The organism is Rhodovibrio salinarum DSM 9154 (assembly GCF_000515255.1).
GTDB lineage: Bacteria > Pseudomonadota > Alphaproteobacteria > Kiloniellales > Rhodovibrionaceae > Rhodovibrio > Rhodovibrio salinarum.
In genome coordinates this window covers 1,050,975-1,066,326 of record NZ_KI911559.1, presented here as the reverse complement: position 1 = coordinate 1,066,326, position 15,352 = coordinate 1,050,975, and the positions used below count along the sequence as shown (strand labels likewise).

Genomic DNA, 15,352 nt, shown 5'->3' with positions numbered 1-15,352 from the left:
CCGGCAGTGCACGCCGCTCAATCCGCCTGTTCCGGCGGCACCACGAAGCTCGCCATCACCTTCTTGGTGTCCGCCTTGTCGAAGTCGATGGTCAGGCGCTCGCCCTCGGCCTGGCGAACCGTGCCGTAGCCGAATTTGCGGTGGAACACGCGGTCGCCCCGGCCGAACTTACCGGGGGCCGAGGCCACGGTTTCCGCCGTTCCTTCGATGAACTTGGTCGGCGCCTCCCCCTCCTGCCGGCGCTGGTAGGCCCGCGCCATGCCGGGAGTCCACCGGCTGGGCTGCTCGGCAAAGCTGGAGAAGGTGTCACGGCCGCCCCCGAAACCGCCGCCACCGAAGCCGGTCCCGGTGCCATAGAGGCCCGGGTCGCTCTCCATCTTCACGTGCTCCTTCGGCAGCTCGTCGACGAAGCGCGAGGGGATCGCCGCGTTCCAACTCCCGAACATCCGCCGGTTGGCGGCGAACGAGACGATCGCCCGCCGCTTGGCACGGGTCAGGCCGACGTAGGCGAGCCGACGCTCCTCCTCCAGGCCCTTAACGCCGTTCTCGTCCATCGCGCGCTGGTTGGGGAACAGCCCCTCCTCCCAGCCGGCCAGGAAAACGGTATCGAATTCCAGGCCCTTGGCGGCGTGCAGGGTCATCACCGTGACCTTCTCCGCGGCGTCGTCGGCGAAGGTCTCCATCACCAAGCTGACGTGTTCCAGGAAGCCGCCCAGGGCGTCGAACTCACCCATGGCGGAGATCAGTTCCTTGAGGTTGTCCAGCCGGCCCGGCGCTTCCGCCGACTTGTCGCGCTGCCACATCTCGGTATAGCCGCTTTCGTCCAACACCGTCTGGGCGAGCGAGACGTGGTCGCTTTCCTGCGCGAGCTGACGCCAGCGGGCGAACTTCTCCAACAGCGTCCCCAGCGCGCGGCGCGCCTGCGGGCGCAGCTCCTCCGTCTGCGCCACGTCGAAAGCCGCGCGCATCAGCGAAGTGCCACGCGCCCGCGCGGCCTGGTAGAGCGTCTGCAGCGCCTTGTCGCCCAGCCCACGCTTGGGCGTATTCAGAATCCGCTCGAACGCCAGGTCGTCGTCCGGCGACTGGATCAGCCGCAGGTAGGCGAGCGCGTCACGGATCTCCAGCCGCTCGAAGAAGCGCGCACCGCCGACGATCCGGTAAGGCAACCCGATGGTGAAGAAGCGGTCCTCGAACCCCCGGGTCATCGCACCGGTACGCACCAAGACCGCGATCTCCGACAGCGGGTGCCCGTCGGCCTGCAACGCCTCGACCTCCTCGCCGACGAAGCGCGCCTCCGCGTCGCCGTCCCACAGGCCGCGCACGCGTACCGCCTCGCCCTGATCGATCTCGGTCCAGAGCGTCTTGCCCAGCCGCCCTTCGTTATGGCTGATCAGCCCGCCGGCCGCGCCCAGGATGTGCCCGGTGGAACGGTAGTTCTTCTCCAGCCGCACGACACTGGCGCCTGGGAAATCCTGCTCGAACCGCAAGATGTTGCCGACTTCCGCGCCTCTCCAACCGTATATTGATTGGTCGTCGTCTCCAACACAGCAGATGTTCTTATGGCCCTGCGCCAGCAAGCGTAGCCATAAATACTGCGCGACGTTGGTATCCTGGTACTCGTCGACCAGGATGTACTTAAACTGTTGCTGGTACTTCTCCAGCACGTCGCCGGCTTCACGGAACAGCGTCAGGCAATGCAGCAGCAGATCGCCGAAGTCGCAGGCGTTCAGGGTCAACAGGCGCTGCTGGTACTGCTTGTACAGCTCGATCGCCTTGCCGCCGGCAAGGTCGCCAGCGTCTTCGGCGCTGACCTGGTCGGGGGTCAGGCCGCGATCCTTCCAGCGCTGCACGGCGTGCAGGACGGTGCGCGCCGGCCATTTCTTCTCGTCGATCGACTGCGCCTGCAGCAGCTGCTTCATCAGCCGCAACTGGTCATCGGTGTCGATGATCGTGAAGTTCGGGTTCAGCCCGATCCGCTCGGCATTCTGGCGCAGCATCCGGGCGGCCAGCGCGTGGAAGGTACCGAGCCACCAGCCCTCGACCGGCCGGCGGGTCATGGCGCCGACGCGCTCCTTCATCTCCCGGGCGGCCTTGTTGGTGAAGGTCACCGCCAGGATCTGGCCGTGCATCGCCAACCCCGCGCGCAAGATGTAGGCGAGGCGCGTGGTCAGCACCCGGGTCTTGCCGGTGCCGGCGCCGGCCAGCACCAGCACGGGGCCATCGACGGTGCGCACGGCCTCGCTCTGCGTGGCGTTGAGATCGGCGGTCAAAACGTCGGCATCCGGCGCGCCGGCAGCGGGGACGCCAGTGGACGGGTTGGGCTCAGTGTCGGTCATGGCCCGATATATAGCGCAGGCACGCCCGTCCCTCAGCCCCCGATTTCGAACGCCGGTCCAGGCGCGCGCCCTTTCGCCCTACGGCCGGGGTCGGTTTAATGGATCGCGACTCCGACACGGAGACACGATGAGCATCCCAAGCCCCAACCGCCTGCGCCGCACCTGGACAACGCTCTCGTCCAGGCGCCGTCTTCTGGTGACCCTGAAGCGATTCGGCAAGAACGATCAGGTCATCCTGTCGGTGATGGCGCTGCTGCTGGGCGCGGGCGCCGGCGGGTTGGCGATCCTGTTCCGCCTGGCGATCGACGGCGTACAGATCCTGGCGCTCGGCTTTCCGGGCGAGCATCTGGTGACGCTGATCCGCGACGAACCGTGGTGGCGTATGCTGCTCGCCCCGACCGTGGGCGGTCTGCTGATCGGGGTGTGCGTCCATCGCTTCATGCCTGGCCGCCGACCGCAGGGCGTCGCGCAGGTGATCCAGGCAAGCGCGCTGCGCGGCGGGCGTATGGACCTTGGGATCGGGATCAAGGCGGCGTGCCTCTCGGCCGCCTCGATCGGGGTCGGAGCCTCGGTCGGGCGCGAAGGGCCGGTGGTCCACCTCGGCGCGACGGTCGGCAGCTACCTTGCCACCGTGCTGCACCTGGGCCGGGCACTGACCCGCACGCTGCTCGGCTGCGGCGTCGCGGCGGGGGTCGCGGCCTCGTTCAACGCACCGATCGCGGGGGTGTTTTTCGCCCTCGAGGTGGTCGTCGGACACTACGCCCTGTCCGCCTTCGCCCCGGTGGTGATCGCGAGCGTGACCGGCACGATCGTCAGCCGGATGTACTACGGCGACTATCCGGCCTTCATCCTGCCGGAAACCTACGCCGTCGCCTCTTTCTGGGAGTTCCCGGCGTTCGCCCTGTTGGGGGTGGTCTGCGCGGCCGCGGCGATCCTGTTCATCTTCACCGTGGGTGCGGTGGAAGGCGCGTTCGACCGCGCCCGCCTGCCCTACTGGGCCCGCCCGTGCGTCGCCGGCCTGCTCGTCGGCACGCTGGCTGCGGTGGGATTCCCACACCTGCTGGGGGTGGGCTACGAAGCGACCGACCTGGCCCTGTCGGAGCTGTATCCCCTGGACATGCTGATCGCCCTGGGCGCGCTGAAGATCGCGGCGACGGCGGTGTGCATCGCCGCCGGCTTCGGCGGCGGGGTGTTCTCGCCCGCCCTGTTCATCGGCGCGATGACGGGCGGCGCGTTTGGGCTGATCGCGACCGATGCGTTCCCGCATCTGTCCAGCGGCCACGGCGCCTACACGCTGGTCGGCATGGGCGCGGTCGCGGGCAGCGTGCTGGGAGCGCCGATCTCGACCATCCTGATGATCTTCGAGCTGACCAGCGACTACGCGCTAACCATCGCGGTGATGGTCTCCACCGTGATCGCGAGCGTGATCACCCAGCAACTGCATGGCCGTTCCTTCTTCCTCTGGCAACTGGAGCGCCAGGGGATCTCGCTGTCGGGCGGGCAGGAGGCGCGGCTGCTGCGCGCCATCCGGGTGCGTCAGCTGGTCGACCGAACCTACGACACCGTCCGCCCCGATACGCCCGTGGCGGAAGTACGCGCCCTGCTGGTCAAGGCCTCCTGGGGCGAGCTGTTCGTCACCGAGCCGCTGCCCGAAAGTGCCGGCGCCGCGAACCGCGCCGAGGCCACCCGAAGCGCCCAGCACGACGATCCCGGCAGCGCGAACGGCGCAAACGACCCGCCGGCCGAACACCTAATCGGCACGATCACCTTTCACGATCTGTCGGAAGCGGCATTCGATACCAGCCAGGACAACCGTCTGACCGCCGCCGATCTGATGCGCGCGGCCCCGATCGTGCTGGAGCTGGACGACGACCTGGAGCGCGCCGTCAAGGTGTTTGGCGCCAGCGGCGAGGTGCACCTGCCGGTGGTCAACGACCGCCGGAACTTCCGCTTGCAGGGCGTCGCGCACGAGCACGAGCTGATGGCCACCTATCACCGCGCGCTCACGCAGGCACGGCGGGAGGAACGGGGTGAGAGCTGATCGGCGCAGGCATCGCGCGCACCTGCTTTATGCGGGCGAGGGGTTCCGCGATCCGGACCGCTGCGTATAATCTGCGCCCAAAAATTGTATACCAAACATCCCGCCGGCCCGCGCGCAGGCGCCCGCCACGCCCGGACCGTGCGTTCATCTATTGGGGAGCAACCGCACCTTCATGACCGTACAGACGATCGAGATCGGTCCCAGCGACCGGATCGCCTACGCCCACACGCCGCCCAGCGCGGCGGAGGGCGTCACCTTCGTGGGCTTCAACGCCCTGACCGGCGACATGGCCGGCTTCGAGAACACGCTGGGCGCCGCCGTGCGCGCGGCCGGCCACGGCACGCTGTGGTGGGACTATCGCGGCCAGGGGCAGAGCCCGGTCGGCGATGCGACCCCCGTCGGCGAAGCCCAGATCGCGGGCGACGCCAAGACACTGCTCGACACGGTGGCGCCGCAGCGCCCAGTCCTGCTCGGCCTATCGGTCGGCGGACTGTACGCGGCACGCGCCTGGCTTGCGGGGGCCCACGCGACAGGGCTGGTGTTCGTCAACACGCTGCGCCGCGACGGCCCGCGACTGAAGTGGGTGAACGGCGCACTCACCCGCCTCGCCGCGACCGGCGGGCTGGAGCTGATCAAGGACGCCTACCTGCCACTCCTGACCAACGAGAGCTGGCAGGCGGAGAACGCACAGAGCTTCCTGCAGCCCGGCGGTTATACCCCGCTCGACCGGTCGGCGGGCATCTTCCGCCTGATCGAAAGCGGCGAGCAGGTCGACTGGGACCTGCCGTACGAAGACCTGAGCCTTCCGGTCCTGAACGTGACCGGCCTGCAGGACCGAATCTTCTACGACGAAGCCGATGTCACCCGCCTGCTCACCCGCCTTCCCGACGTACGGCCGGTCGCGCTGCCCGACGCCGGCCACCTGATCCCGATCGAACGGCCGCAGGCGCTGGCCCAGGAACTCCTGACCTTCGCCGAGGAGTTCAGCACATGAGCGCTGCCACGCAGACCCAGCCGCAGGGCCTCTGGCACCGTCATCCCTGGATCGCGTACCTCGCCGTCTTCCTAGGCGTCGCGGGCCACGCCTCAAGCGAGTTCGTCGCCAAGGTGATCTCGAACGAAACCGCGATCGCGGGGCCGGAGGTGTCGGTCTGGCGTTTCGTTCTGGGCGGCTTCGGGCTGGTCGTACTCGCCCTGCTGACCCCGGGACAGCGCGACCTGAGCAAGCCGATCAAGGAGAACGGCCACCGCATCCTGCCACTCGCGCTGCTCGGCGTGACCGGCGCCTACCTGCTGTTCCACTGGTCACTCGACTACGCCACCGTGGCGCAGGTTGCGACCATGGTGACCACCGCGCCGATCTTCGTGGGTATCCTCAACCTGCTGATCAACAAGCAGCCGCTGTCGGGCGCCAAGATCGTAAGCGGCCTGGGCGCGCTCGCCGGGGTGGCCCTGCTGGTAACCGACGGCGTGCTCGCCCGCCTAGCCGGCGACGCCGCCAGCCTGCTGGGCGTGCTGCTGGCGATGGGCTGCGCGCTGCTGTTGTCGATCTACCTGATCCTGATCAAGCCCTACATCGCCCAATACGGCGCGATGCGAATCTCGGCCGTCACCATGTTTCCCGGCGGGATCGCGCTGTGGCTGCTGGTCGGAATCGCCTGGGGCGACTGGGTCAACGTGTTCTCGCTGTTCCACCTAAGCCAACTGGCGGTGGTCGCGATCCTCGTCCTGGCGCTCTACAACACCACGCTGACGCAGTTCCTCTGGGTCGGCGGGCTGGCCGCCGTGCCGGACATCACGCGCGGCATGTACCTGTTCTTCCTCAAACCTGCGGTGGCGGCACTGCTGGCGTTGATCTTCCTGGGCACCGTGCCGACCACCTGGCAAGTGCTGGCGATCGTGGTGATCACCGCCTGCGTTTTCCTGGAAGCGAGTTGGGACAAGCTCGGCCCTGGTGCGAAGCGGGCGTAGCAACGCCACGCCTCGATTCCAGGTGGTATAACGGGCGACGGCGACGGCCCGACACATTCGGACGCACCCGGCTGGAGTAGGGGATTATCCCCTACTCCGCGTCCGCCCCCTCGAGCTGCGACCAGAAGCGTCTTTTGCGTGGATGATCGGTGCGCAGCCGGGTCATGAACTGCTCGTGGGTCTCGAACGCCTCATAGGTGTGAATCGTCGCGTCGAGCGCTTCCAACTCGCGCACGTTCTGGGCCGCGTCGGGATAGCGGCTGGCCCGGGCGAGCGTCAGCGCATCCTCGATCAATGCACGACGCAACGCGACCGATACGAGAGGATAAGCCTCTTCAAGGCAGCGCGAGGCCGGGATTAGCACCTGCCGCTGCGGCCGGACTCCATCGCCAGTCTGCACGCGGACCAACCGCGCAGCGTTCTGAAAGACCAGCCAGGAGACCAGGAACGCCAACGCTTCGGAGCGATCGGGCCGTGGATTTTCTAGGAAAGCGCGTGCGGCTTGGTCGGTCGCCGCGTCGTCTTCCACCCCGGCCAGACGCGTGATGTAGGCCTTCAGGTGCGCCGCACTCGGCGTCGCCGGGAAGGTAGACAGGCGAAGCTCTTGCGCTTCCGCCCAGTCGCCAAGCGCCTCCAGCACGTCGATCCGGGCGCTCGTCCAGTCGTATTCGCCGAAAAAGTGCGTGTCCGCGCTGGGGGGCGCGGCATCCAGCAGTTGCATCGCTTCCTGCGGACGTTCGGCGTCCGTCAGACGGCGCACCAGCGAGGCTGCCACGCGCGCACTCTTCAGCTCCTCGGATGTGTAGGTGGACAGCAGGCCGTCCACGTCCTCCCGGCACTCATACACTTCGCGCAAACGCGCGTTGACGACAGAAACGTTGGGCAATCCGTGTGCCGTGCTGCTTTCGGTGCCGGCCAGGATCGCCTCCCGCTTGGCCAGCAACTCGTGCCCCAGGATGGCGAGTCCGGTATCGCCAAGCGCATCGGAGAGCGTCGTGATCAACCCGTCATACAGGCCGAAAGGGTCGTCCAGGATCAGGTGAACGATCGTGTGCGCGAGCCGACTGGACAGAACGCGCGCGGACTCTGCGATCGCCCCCAAATCGCAGCAAGCCTTATAGAAGACGTGCGCGACCCGGCCATCGGCATCGTCGGCGCACGCCATGACCTCGGCATGCATTTCCAGGAAACATAGCAGCAGGTCGAACGCCGCGTCCGGGGCCCGCGCCGCGAGCGTGTCGACGATCGCCTCGCGCTCAGCCTCCAATTCATTGACCAAATGGCGCGTCTTCTGCCGGACCTCATGCCGGCTTCCCGGCTGTACCACCAGTTCCAGGCGCCCACGAATATCCTCCGCCAACGCGTCGACGCCGCGCTGGGCGGCCAGCTCGGTCTGCAGACGCCGGCGCAGCTGGCGGTTGCGCATTGAGTGCTCCGCCAGAATCCGGGCCAAGCGCTGGCTATCCAGCTTGGTCAGATTGGTTTCCGTGACCGCGGTTTCCGGGACAAGATGTCCGCCACCGGTCGGCTGATCCGGACGCGTCATGGCGCACGCCTCCCCCTGTAGGAGGATGCGGCCCGTACGACTCTGCCCTTGCCGTCCAACGGACACAGAGTGAAGCGGCGCTTCCCCCGCTGGTTCGAGAGACGGCCGCGGCGCTGCTGTGCCTCGGAGACGGGCGCCATTCAGGCTCCTGAACATTTCACCGTGACAAGATAGAGGCGCCGCCGGCCGGACTTTCACGCGATAGCCGGGAGCCCGTCAATGTTTTCCCCGAGTAGCATGTTACCCGCGACAATCGGCCCCGTCACGGGGGAGTGGTCCTGCAATCGACCCAATTCGCGCGAGAGGCACAAAGCATCCATCTTCACGCGGCTCCCGATTGGCCACGCCCACCTGGAGGAAAGCGGGAACACAGCGCCCGCCCCCTACATGCAGCGGCCGATCGAGCCCTCGGAACAGACGTAGTTGCCGTCGGTCCAGGTGGCCCCCGACAGATCGGCATTGGTGAAGCTGGTGCCGCGCAGCTGCGCATCGCTCAAATCGGCGCCACGCAGGTTGGCGCCGTAGAACTCGACATAGCGCAGGTCAGCCCCGGCGAACGACGCTCCCTCGGCATCCGCGCGCGAGAAGTCCGACTGGTAGAGCTTGGCCCGGTCGAATTTGGCCCCGCTCAGATCGGCGGAAATGAACTTGGTGTTGTACGCTTCCGTGCCCGACATGTCCGCTTCCGACAGATCGGCGCGCAGGAAGGTCGCCCCGCGCAGACGCGCATCACTCAGATTCACGCCCGACAGATTGTTCCGATCGAAGCTGCAGTCGCTGTAGTCCACCCCTGGAATGGGCGGATCGGTGCACTCGGCAAGCGCGGGCCCTGCATAGGCCAACGCAGCCCACCCGACCGCGCCAGCAAGGAGCCGGCGGCGCAGACGGGCATGAGCGGACAGGGTGACGGGGTCGGCGGGGCGTCGGCGATGCAACATGCGCACAGCGGTCTTCAACCTGTCTTGGACGCCCCCGTGTCGGGGACGCCGCGGATGGCCCGGCCGGCCTCTTCGGGCCAACCGGCAACCTGATCGTGGCCGCGCTTCAGCCGCGCGAGACGCTCGGCGATCTCCGCCGGCATCTCGGCGACCTTGCGGACGTTGAGGTCGACGTAGAGGTGCAGCACCTCGTGGGTGGCGGCAAGCTCGCCGGTGGCATCGTCGTACATCCGCTGGAAGAGGTGAAGGCGCTTGGGATCGAACGCCAGCAGCTGGGTCTCGACCCGGGCCTCGGCCCCCTCGACCAGTTCGCGGGCGTAGGCGATATGGGCCTCGGCGGCGAAGATGGAACCGCCGGTCGCCGCCCGATGATCGGCGGTTAAGCCAGCGGCCTCGAGAAAGGCATCCACCGCATGATCGAAGATCAGGGTGTAGTAGGCGACGTTGAGATGGCCATTGTAGTCGATCCCTTCCGCGCGAACGCGCTCGCGGTGCGTGTGCAGGCCCTCGGCGGCGGAGTCGCTGGACGCGATCATGATGGCGGCGGCGCATCCCTGTCAGAGTGGCGGGGCGCTGGAAGCATTCAAGCACGTTCGCCAGCACTGGCACGCTTTGTCACCCCGATCAAGCCGGCACCGAGTGTCAGGTAAACTGTACGTCAGGTATAGTTGACCCGCCTAGTGGGGCATCGTTAGGGTTCGTACCCGTAAGGTTGCGGTCATCGAGGGTCCTGGCACGCCCGCTGAATGTCGAGCTGCGCGGGCGCGAATCGCTTGTGCGAGGCCGCCTCCGTTCTACCGCAAATGCCCAGGAGGCCGAAGCGCATGAGCCCCGCGCTGGACGACAGCCCGACGACGACCGCCGCCCTGGATACGGCCGACGCCGCGCATGCGGCCTCGCCATCCGAGGGGTCATTGAGTGGGTGCAGCGACGATTTGGTGCTCAAGCAGCGGGGTCAGCACGAGGTTTTTTGCGGTCTGACGGGGATCATCTGGCTGCACCGCAAGATCCAAGACGCGTTTTTCCTGGTGGTGGGCTCGCGGACCTGCGCGCACCTGATCCAGTCGGCGGCGGGGGTGATGATCTTCGCCGAGCCGCGGTTTGCGACCGCGGTGATGGAGGAGGGCGACCTCGCGGGCATGAAGGACGCCAACGAGGAGCTGGACCGGGTGGTCGGCCAGGTGCTGGACCGCCGGCCGGACATCAAGCTGCTGTTCCTGGTCGGCTCGTGCCCGTCGGAGGTGATCAAGCTCGACCTGTCCAAGGCGGCCGAGCGGCTGGGCAAGCAGTACGCGCCGGACGTGCGGATCCTGAACTACTCCGGCAGCGGCATCGAGACCACCTTCACTCAGGGCGAGGACAACTGCCTGGCGGCGCTGGTCCCGGACCTGCCGGCCTCGGCGCAGAGCGACCAGGACGAGCTCCTGGTGGTCGGCTGCCTGGCGGACATCGTCGAGGACCAGCTCCAGCGCACCTTCGAGGCGCTGGGGATCGGCCCGGTGCGCTTCCTGCCGCCGCGCAGCGCCGAGGATCGGCCGCCGGTCGGCCGCAACACCCGCTATCTGCTGGCGCAGCCGTTCCTGGGCGAGACCGCCAAGGCGCTGGAGGCGCGCGGCGCCCGGCGGCTGGACGCGCCCTTCCCGCTGGGCGCGGAGGGCACGACCGCCTGGCTCAAGGCGGCCGCCGACCACTGGGGGGTCGACGCCGAGCGCTTCGAGACGGCGGTGGCGCCCGCCCGGCGGCGGGCCGAGACGGCCGTCGGCCACCTCCGGGACAAGCTGGCCGGCCAGCGGATCTTCTTCTTCCCGGACAGCCAGCTGGAGCTGCCGCTGGCGCGCTTCCTGGCGCGCGAGTGCGGCATGATCCCGGTCGAGGTCGGCACGCCCTACCTGCACGGCCAGCACATGGCGCAGGAGGTCGCCTGGCTGCGCGCCCTTGGGCATGAGGGCGCGGCCGCGCCGCGCTTGAGCGAGGGGCAGGACGTCGAGAAGCAGCTCGACCGCTGCCACGCGGACGCGCCGGACATGGTGGTCTGCGGGCTGGGGCTGGCGAACCCGCTGGAGGCGCAGGGGATCACCACCAAGTGGTCGATCGAGCTGCTGTTCACGCCGATCCAGGGCTACGAGCAGGCGAAGGATCTGGCGGAGCTGTTCGCCCGGCCGCTCGACCGCAAGACGCGTTTAAAGGTCTAGGCGCATGCAACTGACCGTCTGGACATACGAGGGGCCGCCGCACGTCGGCGCGATGCGGGTCGCCACCGGCATGACCGGCGTGCACTACGTGCTGCACGCCCCGCAGGGCGACACCTACGCCGACCTGCTGTTCACCATGATCGAACGGCGCGACCACCGGCCGCCGGTGACCTACACCACCTTCAAGGAACGCGATCTCGGCTCGGACACCGCGGAACTGTTCTCCCGGGCGGCCAGGGACGCCTACGACCGCTTCCGGCCCGAGGCGATGCTGGTCGGCTCGTCGTGCACGGCGGAGCTGATCCAGGACGATCCGGGCGGGCTGATGAGTGCCCTCAACCTGCCGATCCCGGTGGTGGCGCTGGAGCTGCCGGCCTACCAGCGCAAGGAGAACTGGGGCGCGGCGGAGACCTTCTACCAGCTGGTGCGCGGCCTGATCGGGCGCAACGACGGGCAGACGCCGGTCGGCAGCCCCGCAGGCGAGCGCCCCCGGGCGAACATTCTGGGCGCCACCGCGCTCGGCTTCCGGCACCGCGACGACGTCGCCGAGATCACCCGGCTGCTAGGCCAGCTCGGGATCGAGGTCAACGTCGCCGCGCCGCTGGGCGCCAGCCCGCACGACCTGCAGCGGATCCCGCAGGCCGACGTCAACATCCCGCTCTACCCCGAGGTCGCGGGCACGCTCACGCGCTGGCTCAAGCGCGAGTGGAAGATGCCGCAGACCGAGACGATCCCCTACGGCGTCAACGCCACCCGGGAATTCGTCCAGGAGGTCGCGGAGATCTGCGGGGTCGATCCCGCCCCGGTGCTCGACGCCATGCCGACCCGCCTGCCCTGGTGGTCGCGCTCGGTCGACAGCAACTACCTGACCGGCAAGCGGGTGTTCGTGTTCGGCGACGGCACGCATGCGATCGCCGCCGCGCGGGTCGCCCAGGAGGAGATGGGCTTTGAGGTGGTGGGGCTGGGCACCTACGCCCGCGAGTTCGGCCGGGAGGTGCGCGCGGCGGCGCAGGCCTACGGCGTCGAGGCGCTGATCAGCGACGACTACCTGGAGGTCGAGGCGCAGATCGCCGAGCTGCAGCCCGAGCTGGTCTTGGGCACGCAGATGGAACGCCACATCGCCAAGCGCCTGGGGATCGGCTGCGCGGTGATCTCCGCGCCGGTGCACGTGCAGGACTTCCCCGCGCGCTATTCCCCGGTGATGGGCTTCGAGGGCGCCAACGTCCTGTTCGACACCTTCGTCCACCCGCTGGTGATGGGCCTCGAGGAACACCTGCTCGGCATGTTCCGCGAGGACTTCGAGTTCCACGACGACGCCCGCCCCTCCCACCACGGCCCCGGCGCCCGCGTCGAAGCTCCCGAGCCCGCGCCGCAGCCGGCCCCCGACGCCGCAGTGCCCGAAAAGCAGCTGGAAACGGCTGGCGCCGAAGCCGGCGACACCGCCACGCTGGACGCCCCCACCGACGCGCCCACCTGGACCCCCGACGCCGAACAGGAACTGAAGAAAATCCCCTTCTTCGTCCGCGGCAAGGTCAAGCGCAACACCGAACGCTTCGCCCAGGCACGCGGCGACCGAGAGATCACCGTCGAGACACTATACGACGCCAAGGCGCATTACAGCGCGTGAGCGCCGGGCGGGCAGAGAAACGACACCGGCAAGGGGCCCGAGAGACGCGCCCCACAGACGCCAACCCATAGGAGAGCGACATGAGCACGCTGACCGCAACGCGCGGGACCAAGGGCGACGGCGAAGGCAGCGTCCAGGTCAAGACCGACCCCAAGGATCAGATCAAGGGCGCCCAGGTCTTCGCCATGTACGGCAAGGGCGGGATCGGCAAGTCGACCACCTCCTCCAACCTGTCGGTCGCCTTCTCCAAGATGGGGAAGCGGGTGCTGCAGATCGGCTGCGATCCCAAGCACGACAGCACCTTCACCCTGACCAAGACGCTGGTCCCGACGGTGATCGACAAGCTGCAGGAGGTGGACTTCCACCCCGAGGAGCTGCGCGTCGAGGACTTCGTCTACGAGGGCTACAACGGCGTGATGTGCGTCGAGGCCGGCGGCCCGCCCGCCGGCACCGGCTGCGGCGGTTACGTCGTCGGCCAGACGGTCAAGCAGCTCAAGGAACACCACCTGCTGGAAGACACCGACGTGGTGATCTTCGACGTGCTGGGCGACGTCGTCTGCGGTGGCTTCGCCGCGCCGCTGCAGTACGCCGACCAGGCGCTGATCGTCTCCGCCAACGACTTCGACAGCGTGTTCGCGATGAACCGAATCGTCGGCGCGATCAGCGCGAAGTCAAAGAACTACAACGTCCGCCTGTCCGGCGTCATCGCCAACCGCAGCGAGGAGACCGATCAGCTCGACCTCTACAACGAACAGGTCGGCTTGAATAATCTCGCCCATTTCAAGAACCAGGACGTGATCCGGCGCAGCCGGCTGAAGAAGTCCACCCTGTTCGAGATGGAAGGCGAGGAAGCCGAGCAAATCCAGGAAGAGTACATGCAGCTCGCGCGCACCCTGGAGAAGGGCACCGACGGCACGGTCGTGCAGTCGCTCAAGGATCGCGACATCTTCGATCTGCTGGGGTTCGAGTAACCCCCTGCGCCAGATCCAGGCGGGCGCGATCGGCGGCGCGTGCGGAACAGGCGCTAAGCGGCGGAGCCGGCGCCGAACGCGTCGGCTCCGAATTGCGGGCAGGTCGTCCCATTTGGCATTTTCCGAGCGCGTGGCTTGTGTAAACTAGACGTGACACGACGGCGCGCCGAAACAGACGGGTTTACACAGCGCGCCCGACACGCCGGCCCGACGCAGCGGTCGGCCGACCGGCTTGAGGGGAGACGACCACAATGAGTGCAGCCAAGCGGGTGCGACCGGCCCGGGAAGACGTCCCCTGCGAGATCGAGATCGAGCGCACCTGGGAAACCCTGCACGCCCACGTCCACTACAAGCGCGACGTCGAGATCGCCGAGGGGGACGAGGTGCAGGTGCTGGGCGAGAAGATCCATGTGCCATTCGGCCAACGCCTGCGCCTGCAGCGCACGGCCCGGATCAAGCACGCCGGCCCGTTGACCCGGCTGTGGACCCGGATCACGGCGTTCGGCGAACTGATGGAACTCTTGGAGTTCTCCTTCACCTCGAGGAGGAAGCTATGAGCGAGGCCCAGGCGCAGACCCGCGAGCCGCAGGACGGCGACCTCGTCCAGCCCAGCGCGTACGACACCACCACCGCCGCCAAGGCGAACACGGTGCTCTCGCCACGCTTCTACACCACCGACTTCGCGGCGATGGACCAGATCGACGTAGAGCCGGTGCGCAAGGAGTGGGATTCGCTGATCGCCGAGTTGGAGGCCGACCACAACCGTGGCCACTTCAAGCAGGAAGGCGCGTTCGTCGACGCGCTGAAGAAGATCGACGAGCCGCTGCGCAAGGAGTTCATCGACTTCCTGGTGAGCTCGCTGACGGCCGAGTTCTCGGGCTGCGTGCTCTACGCCGACATCCGCAAGCGCATCACCAACCCGGACGTGCGCGCGCTGTTCAAGTATATGAGCCGCGACGAAGCGCGCCACGCCGGCTTCCTGAACGAGGCGCTGAAGGACCTCGATATCGACGTCGACCTTGGCTACCTGACCAAGAGCAAGCAGTACACCTTCTTCAAGCCGAAATACATCTTCTACGCCACTTACCTGTCGGAGAAGATCGGCTACGCCCGCTACATCACCATCTACCGGCACCTGCAGAACCACCCGGACAAGATGTTCCACCCGATCTTCAAGTGGTTCGAGCGCTGGTGCCAGGACGAGTTCCGCCACGGCGAGGCGTTCGCGCTCTTGATGCACGCCAATCCCTGGCTGCGGCGCGGGCATAACCGGCTGTGGATCCGCTTCTTCACGCTCGCGGTGTTCGCCACGATGTACGTGCGCGACCATGCCCGCCACGAGTTCCACAACGCGCTCGGCGTCAACATCACCGACTACGACTTCGAGGTGTTCAAGAAGACCCGCGAGATCTCCAAGCAGGTCTTCCCGGTCGGCCTGCCGCTAGAGAACCCGAAGTTCAAGCAGGGGCTCGACCGCCTGTACGACATCCGCGGCAAGATAGACGAGGCCGAGGAGCAGGGCGGCGCCCTGGGCAAGCTCAAGAAGGGCCTCTGGGTCGGCGCGGCCACCCTGACCTTCCTGCGCCTCTACACCCTGCGCGCGGAGAAGTACCCCGAGCCCGCCCAGGTGCGCCTGGAGCCGGTCTACTAACCGCCCGTTTTCTCCGGGTTCCAGACGCGAAACGGCCGCGAAAGCCAGGCTTCCGCGGCCGTTTTTTTATTCAACGATG

12 protein-coding genes are annotated in these 15,352 nt (G+C 67.6%); 8 read left to right on the top strand and 4 right to left on the bottom strand.

All coding sequences use genetic code 11. The features are described from left to right. Nucleotides 1-17: 17 nt before the first annotated feature. Nucleotides 18-2,336 (bottom strand): ATP-dependent helicase, encoded by a 2,319-nt coding sequence (locus RHOSA_RS0104955; RefSeq protein ID WP_027287806.1) that lies wholly within the window; start codon nucleotides 2,334-2,336, stop codon nucleotides 18-20. Nucleotides 2,337-2,463: 127 nt separating this feature from the next. Here RHOSA_RS0104955 and RHOSA_RS0104950 point away from each other — a divergent pair, with 127 nt between their 5' ends. From RHOSA_RS0104950 to RHOSA_RS20550, 3 genes are all read left to right on the top strand, one after another. Further along, nucleotides 2,464-4,377 (top strand): chloride channel protein, encoded by a 1,914-nt coding sequence (locus RHOSA_RS0104950; RefSeq protein ID WP_051431814.1) that lies wholly within the window; start codon nucleotides 2,464-2,466, stop codon nucleotides 4,375-4,377. A 172-nt stretch (nucleotides 4,378-4,549) separates the two neighbouring features. Further along, nucleotides 4,550-5,371 carry an alpha/beta fold hydrolase gene (locus RHOSA_RS0104945; protein ID WP_027287804.1) on the top strand — a complete coding sequence of 274 codons (822 nt, stop codon included), beginning with the start codon at nucleotides 4,550-4,552 and terminating at the stop codon, nucleotides 5,369-5,371. Next, the gene (locus RHOSA_RS20550; RefSeq protein ID WP_051431813.1) at nucleotides 5,368-6,348 is read left to right on the top strand and encodes a DMT family transporter; all 981 of its coding nucleotides are present in this window, start codon (nucleotides 5,368-5,370) and stop codon (nucleotides 6,346-6,348) included. The genes RHOSA_RS0104945 and RHOSA_RS20550 overlap by 4 nt, the downstream gene beginning before the upstream one ends. Nucleotides 6,349-6,439: 91 nt before the next feature. Here RHOSA_RS20550 and RHOSA_RS0104935 read toward each other — a convergent pair whose 3' ends face one another. The 3 genes from RHOSA_RS0104935 to RHOSA_RS0104920 form a co-directional block, all read right to left on the bottom strand. Then, nucleotides 6,440-7,894, bottom strand: a complete 1,455-nt coding sequence (locus tag RHOSA_RS0104935) for a DUF6880 family protein (protein ID WP_027287803.1) — start codon at nucleotides 7,892-7,894, stop codon at nucleotides 6,440-6,442. Between the two features lie 383 nt (nucleotides 7,895-8,277). Continuing rightward, nucleotides 8,278-8,832 carry a pentapeptide repeat-containing protein gene (locus tag RHOSA_RS0104925; RefSeq protein WP_081728479.1) on the bottom strand — a complete coding sequence of 185 codons (555 nt, stop codon included), beginning with the start codon at nucleotides 8,830-8,832 and terminating at the stop codon, nucleotides 8,278-8,280. Nucleotides 8,833-8,846: 14 nt separating this feature from the next. Continuing rightward, complete coding sequence (locus RHOSA_RS0104920; protein ID WP_051431812.1) at nucleotides 8,847-9,368, bottom strand: thioesterase family protein; 522 nt, start codon at nucleotides 9,366-9,368, stop codon at nucleotides 8,847-8,849. 288 nt (nucleotides 9,369-9,656) lie between these two features. Between RHOSA_RS0104920 and RHOSA_RS0104915 the strand changes: the two genes are divergently transcribed. The 5 genes from RHOSA_RS0104915 to acsF all read left to right on the top strand — a co-directional run bounded on the left by RHOSA_RS0104915 (nucleotide 9,657) and on the right by acsF (nucleotide 15,273). After that, on the top strand, nucleotides 9,657-11,024 hold the full coding sequence (locus RHOSA_RS0104915) for a ferredoxin:protochlorophyllide reductase (ATP-dependent) subunit N (RefSeq protein ID WP_081728478.1): 1,368 nt from the start codon (nucleotides 9,657-9,659) through the stop codon (nucleotides 11,022-11,024). Between the two features lie 4 nt (nucleotides 11,025-11,028). After that, on the top strand, nucleotides 11,029-12,651 hold the full coding sequence (gene bchB / locus RHOSA_RS0104910) for a ferredoxin:protochlorophyllide reductase (ATP-dependent) subunit B (RefSeq protein WP_027287799.1): 1,623 nt from the start codon (nucleotides 11,029-11,031) through the stop codon (nucleotides 12,649-12,651). Between the two features lie 80 nt (nucleotides 12,652-12,731). After that, nucleotides 12,732-13,622 (top strand): ferredoxin:protochlorophyllide reductase (ATP-dependent) iron-sulfur ATP-binding protein, encoded by an 891-nt coding sequence (bchL, locus tag RHOSA_RS0104905; RefSeq protein ID WP_027287798.1) that lies wholly within the window; start codon nucleotides 12,732-12,734, stop codon nucleotides 13,620-13,622. 251 nt (nucleotides 13,623-13,873) lie between these two features. Next, nucleotides 13,874-14,179, top strand: coding sequence for an O2-dependent cyclase accessory protein (locus tag RHOSA_RS0104900; RefSeq protein ID WP_051431811.1), 306 nt, complete (start codon nucleotides 13,874-13,876; stop codon nucleotides 14,177-14,179). Further along, nucleotides 14,176-15,273 carry a magnesium-protoporphyrin IX monomethyl ester (oxidative) cyclase gene (gene acsF / locus RHOSA_RS20545; protein WP_081728477.1) on the top strand — a complete coding sequence of 366 codons (1,098 nt, stop codon included), beginning with the start codon at nucleotides 14,176-14,178 and terminating at the stop codon, nucleotides 15,271-15,273. The genes RHOSA_RS0104900 and acsF overlap by 4 nt, the downstream gene beginning before the upstream one ends. The last annotated feature ends 79 nt before the right edge of the window (nucleotides 15,274-15,352 follow it).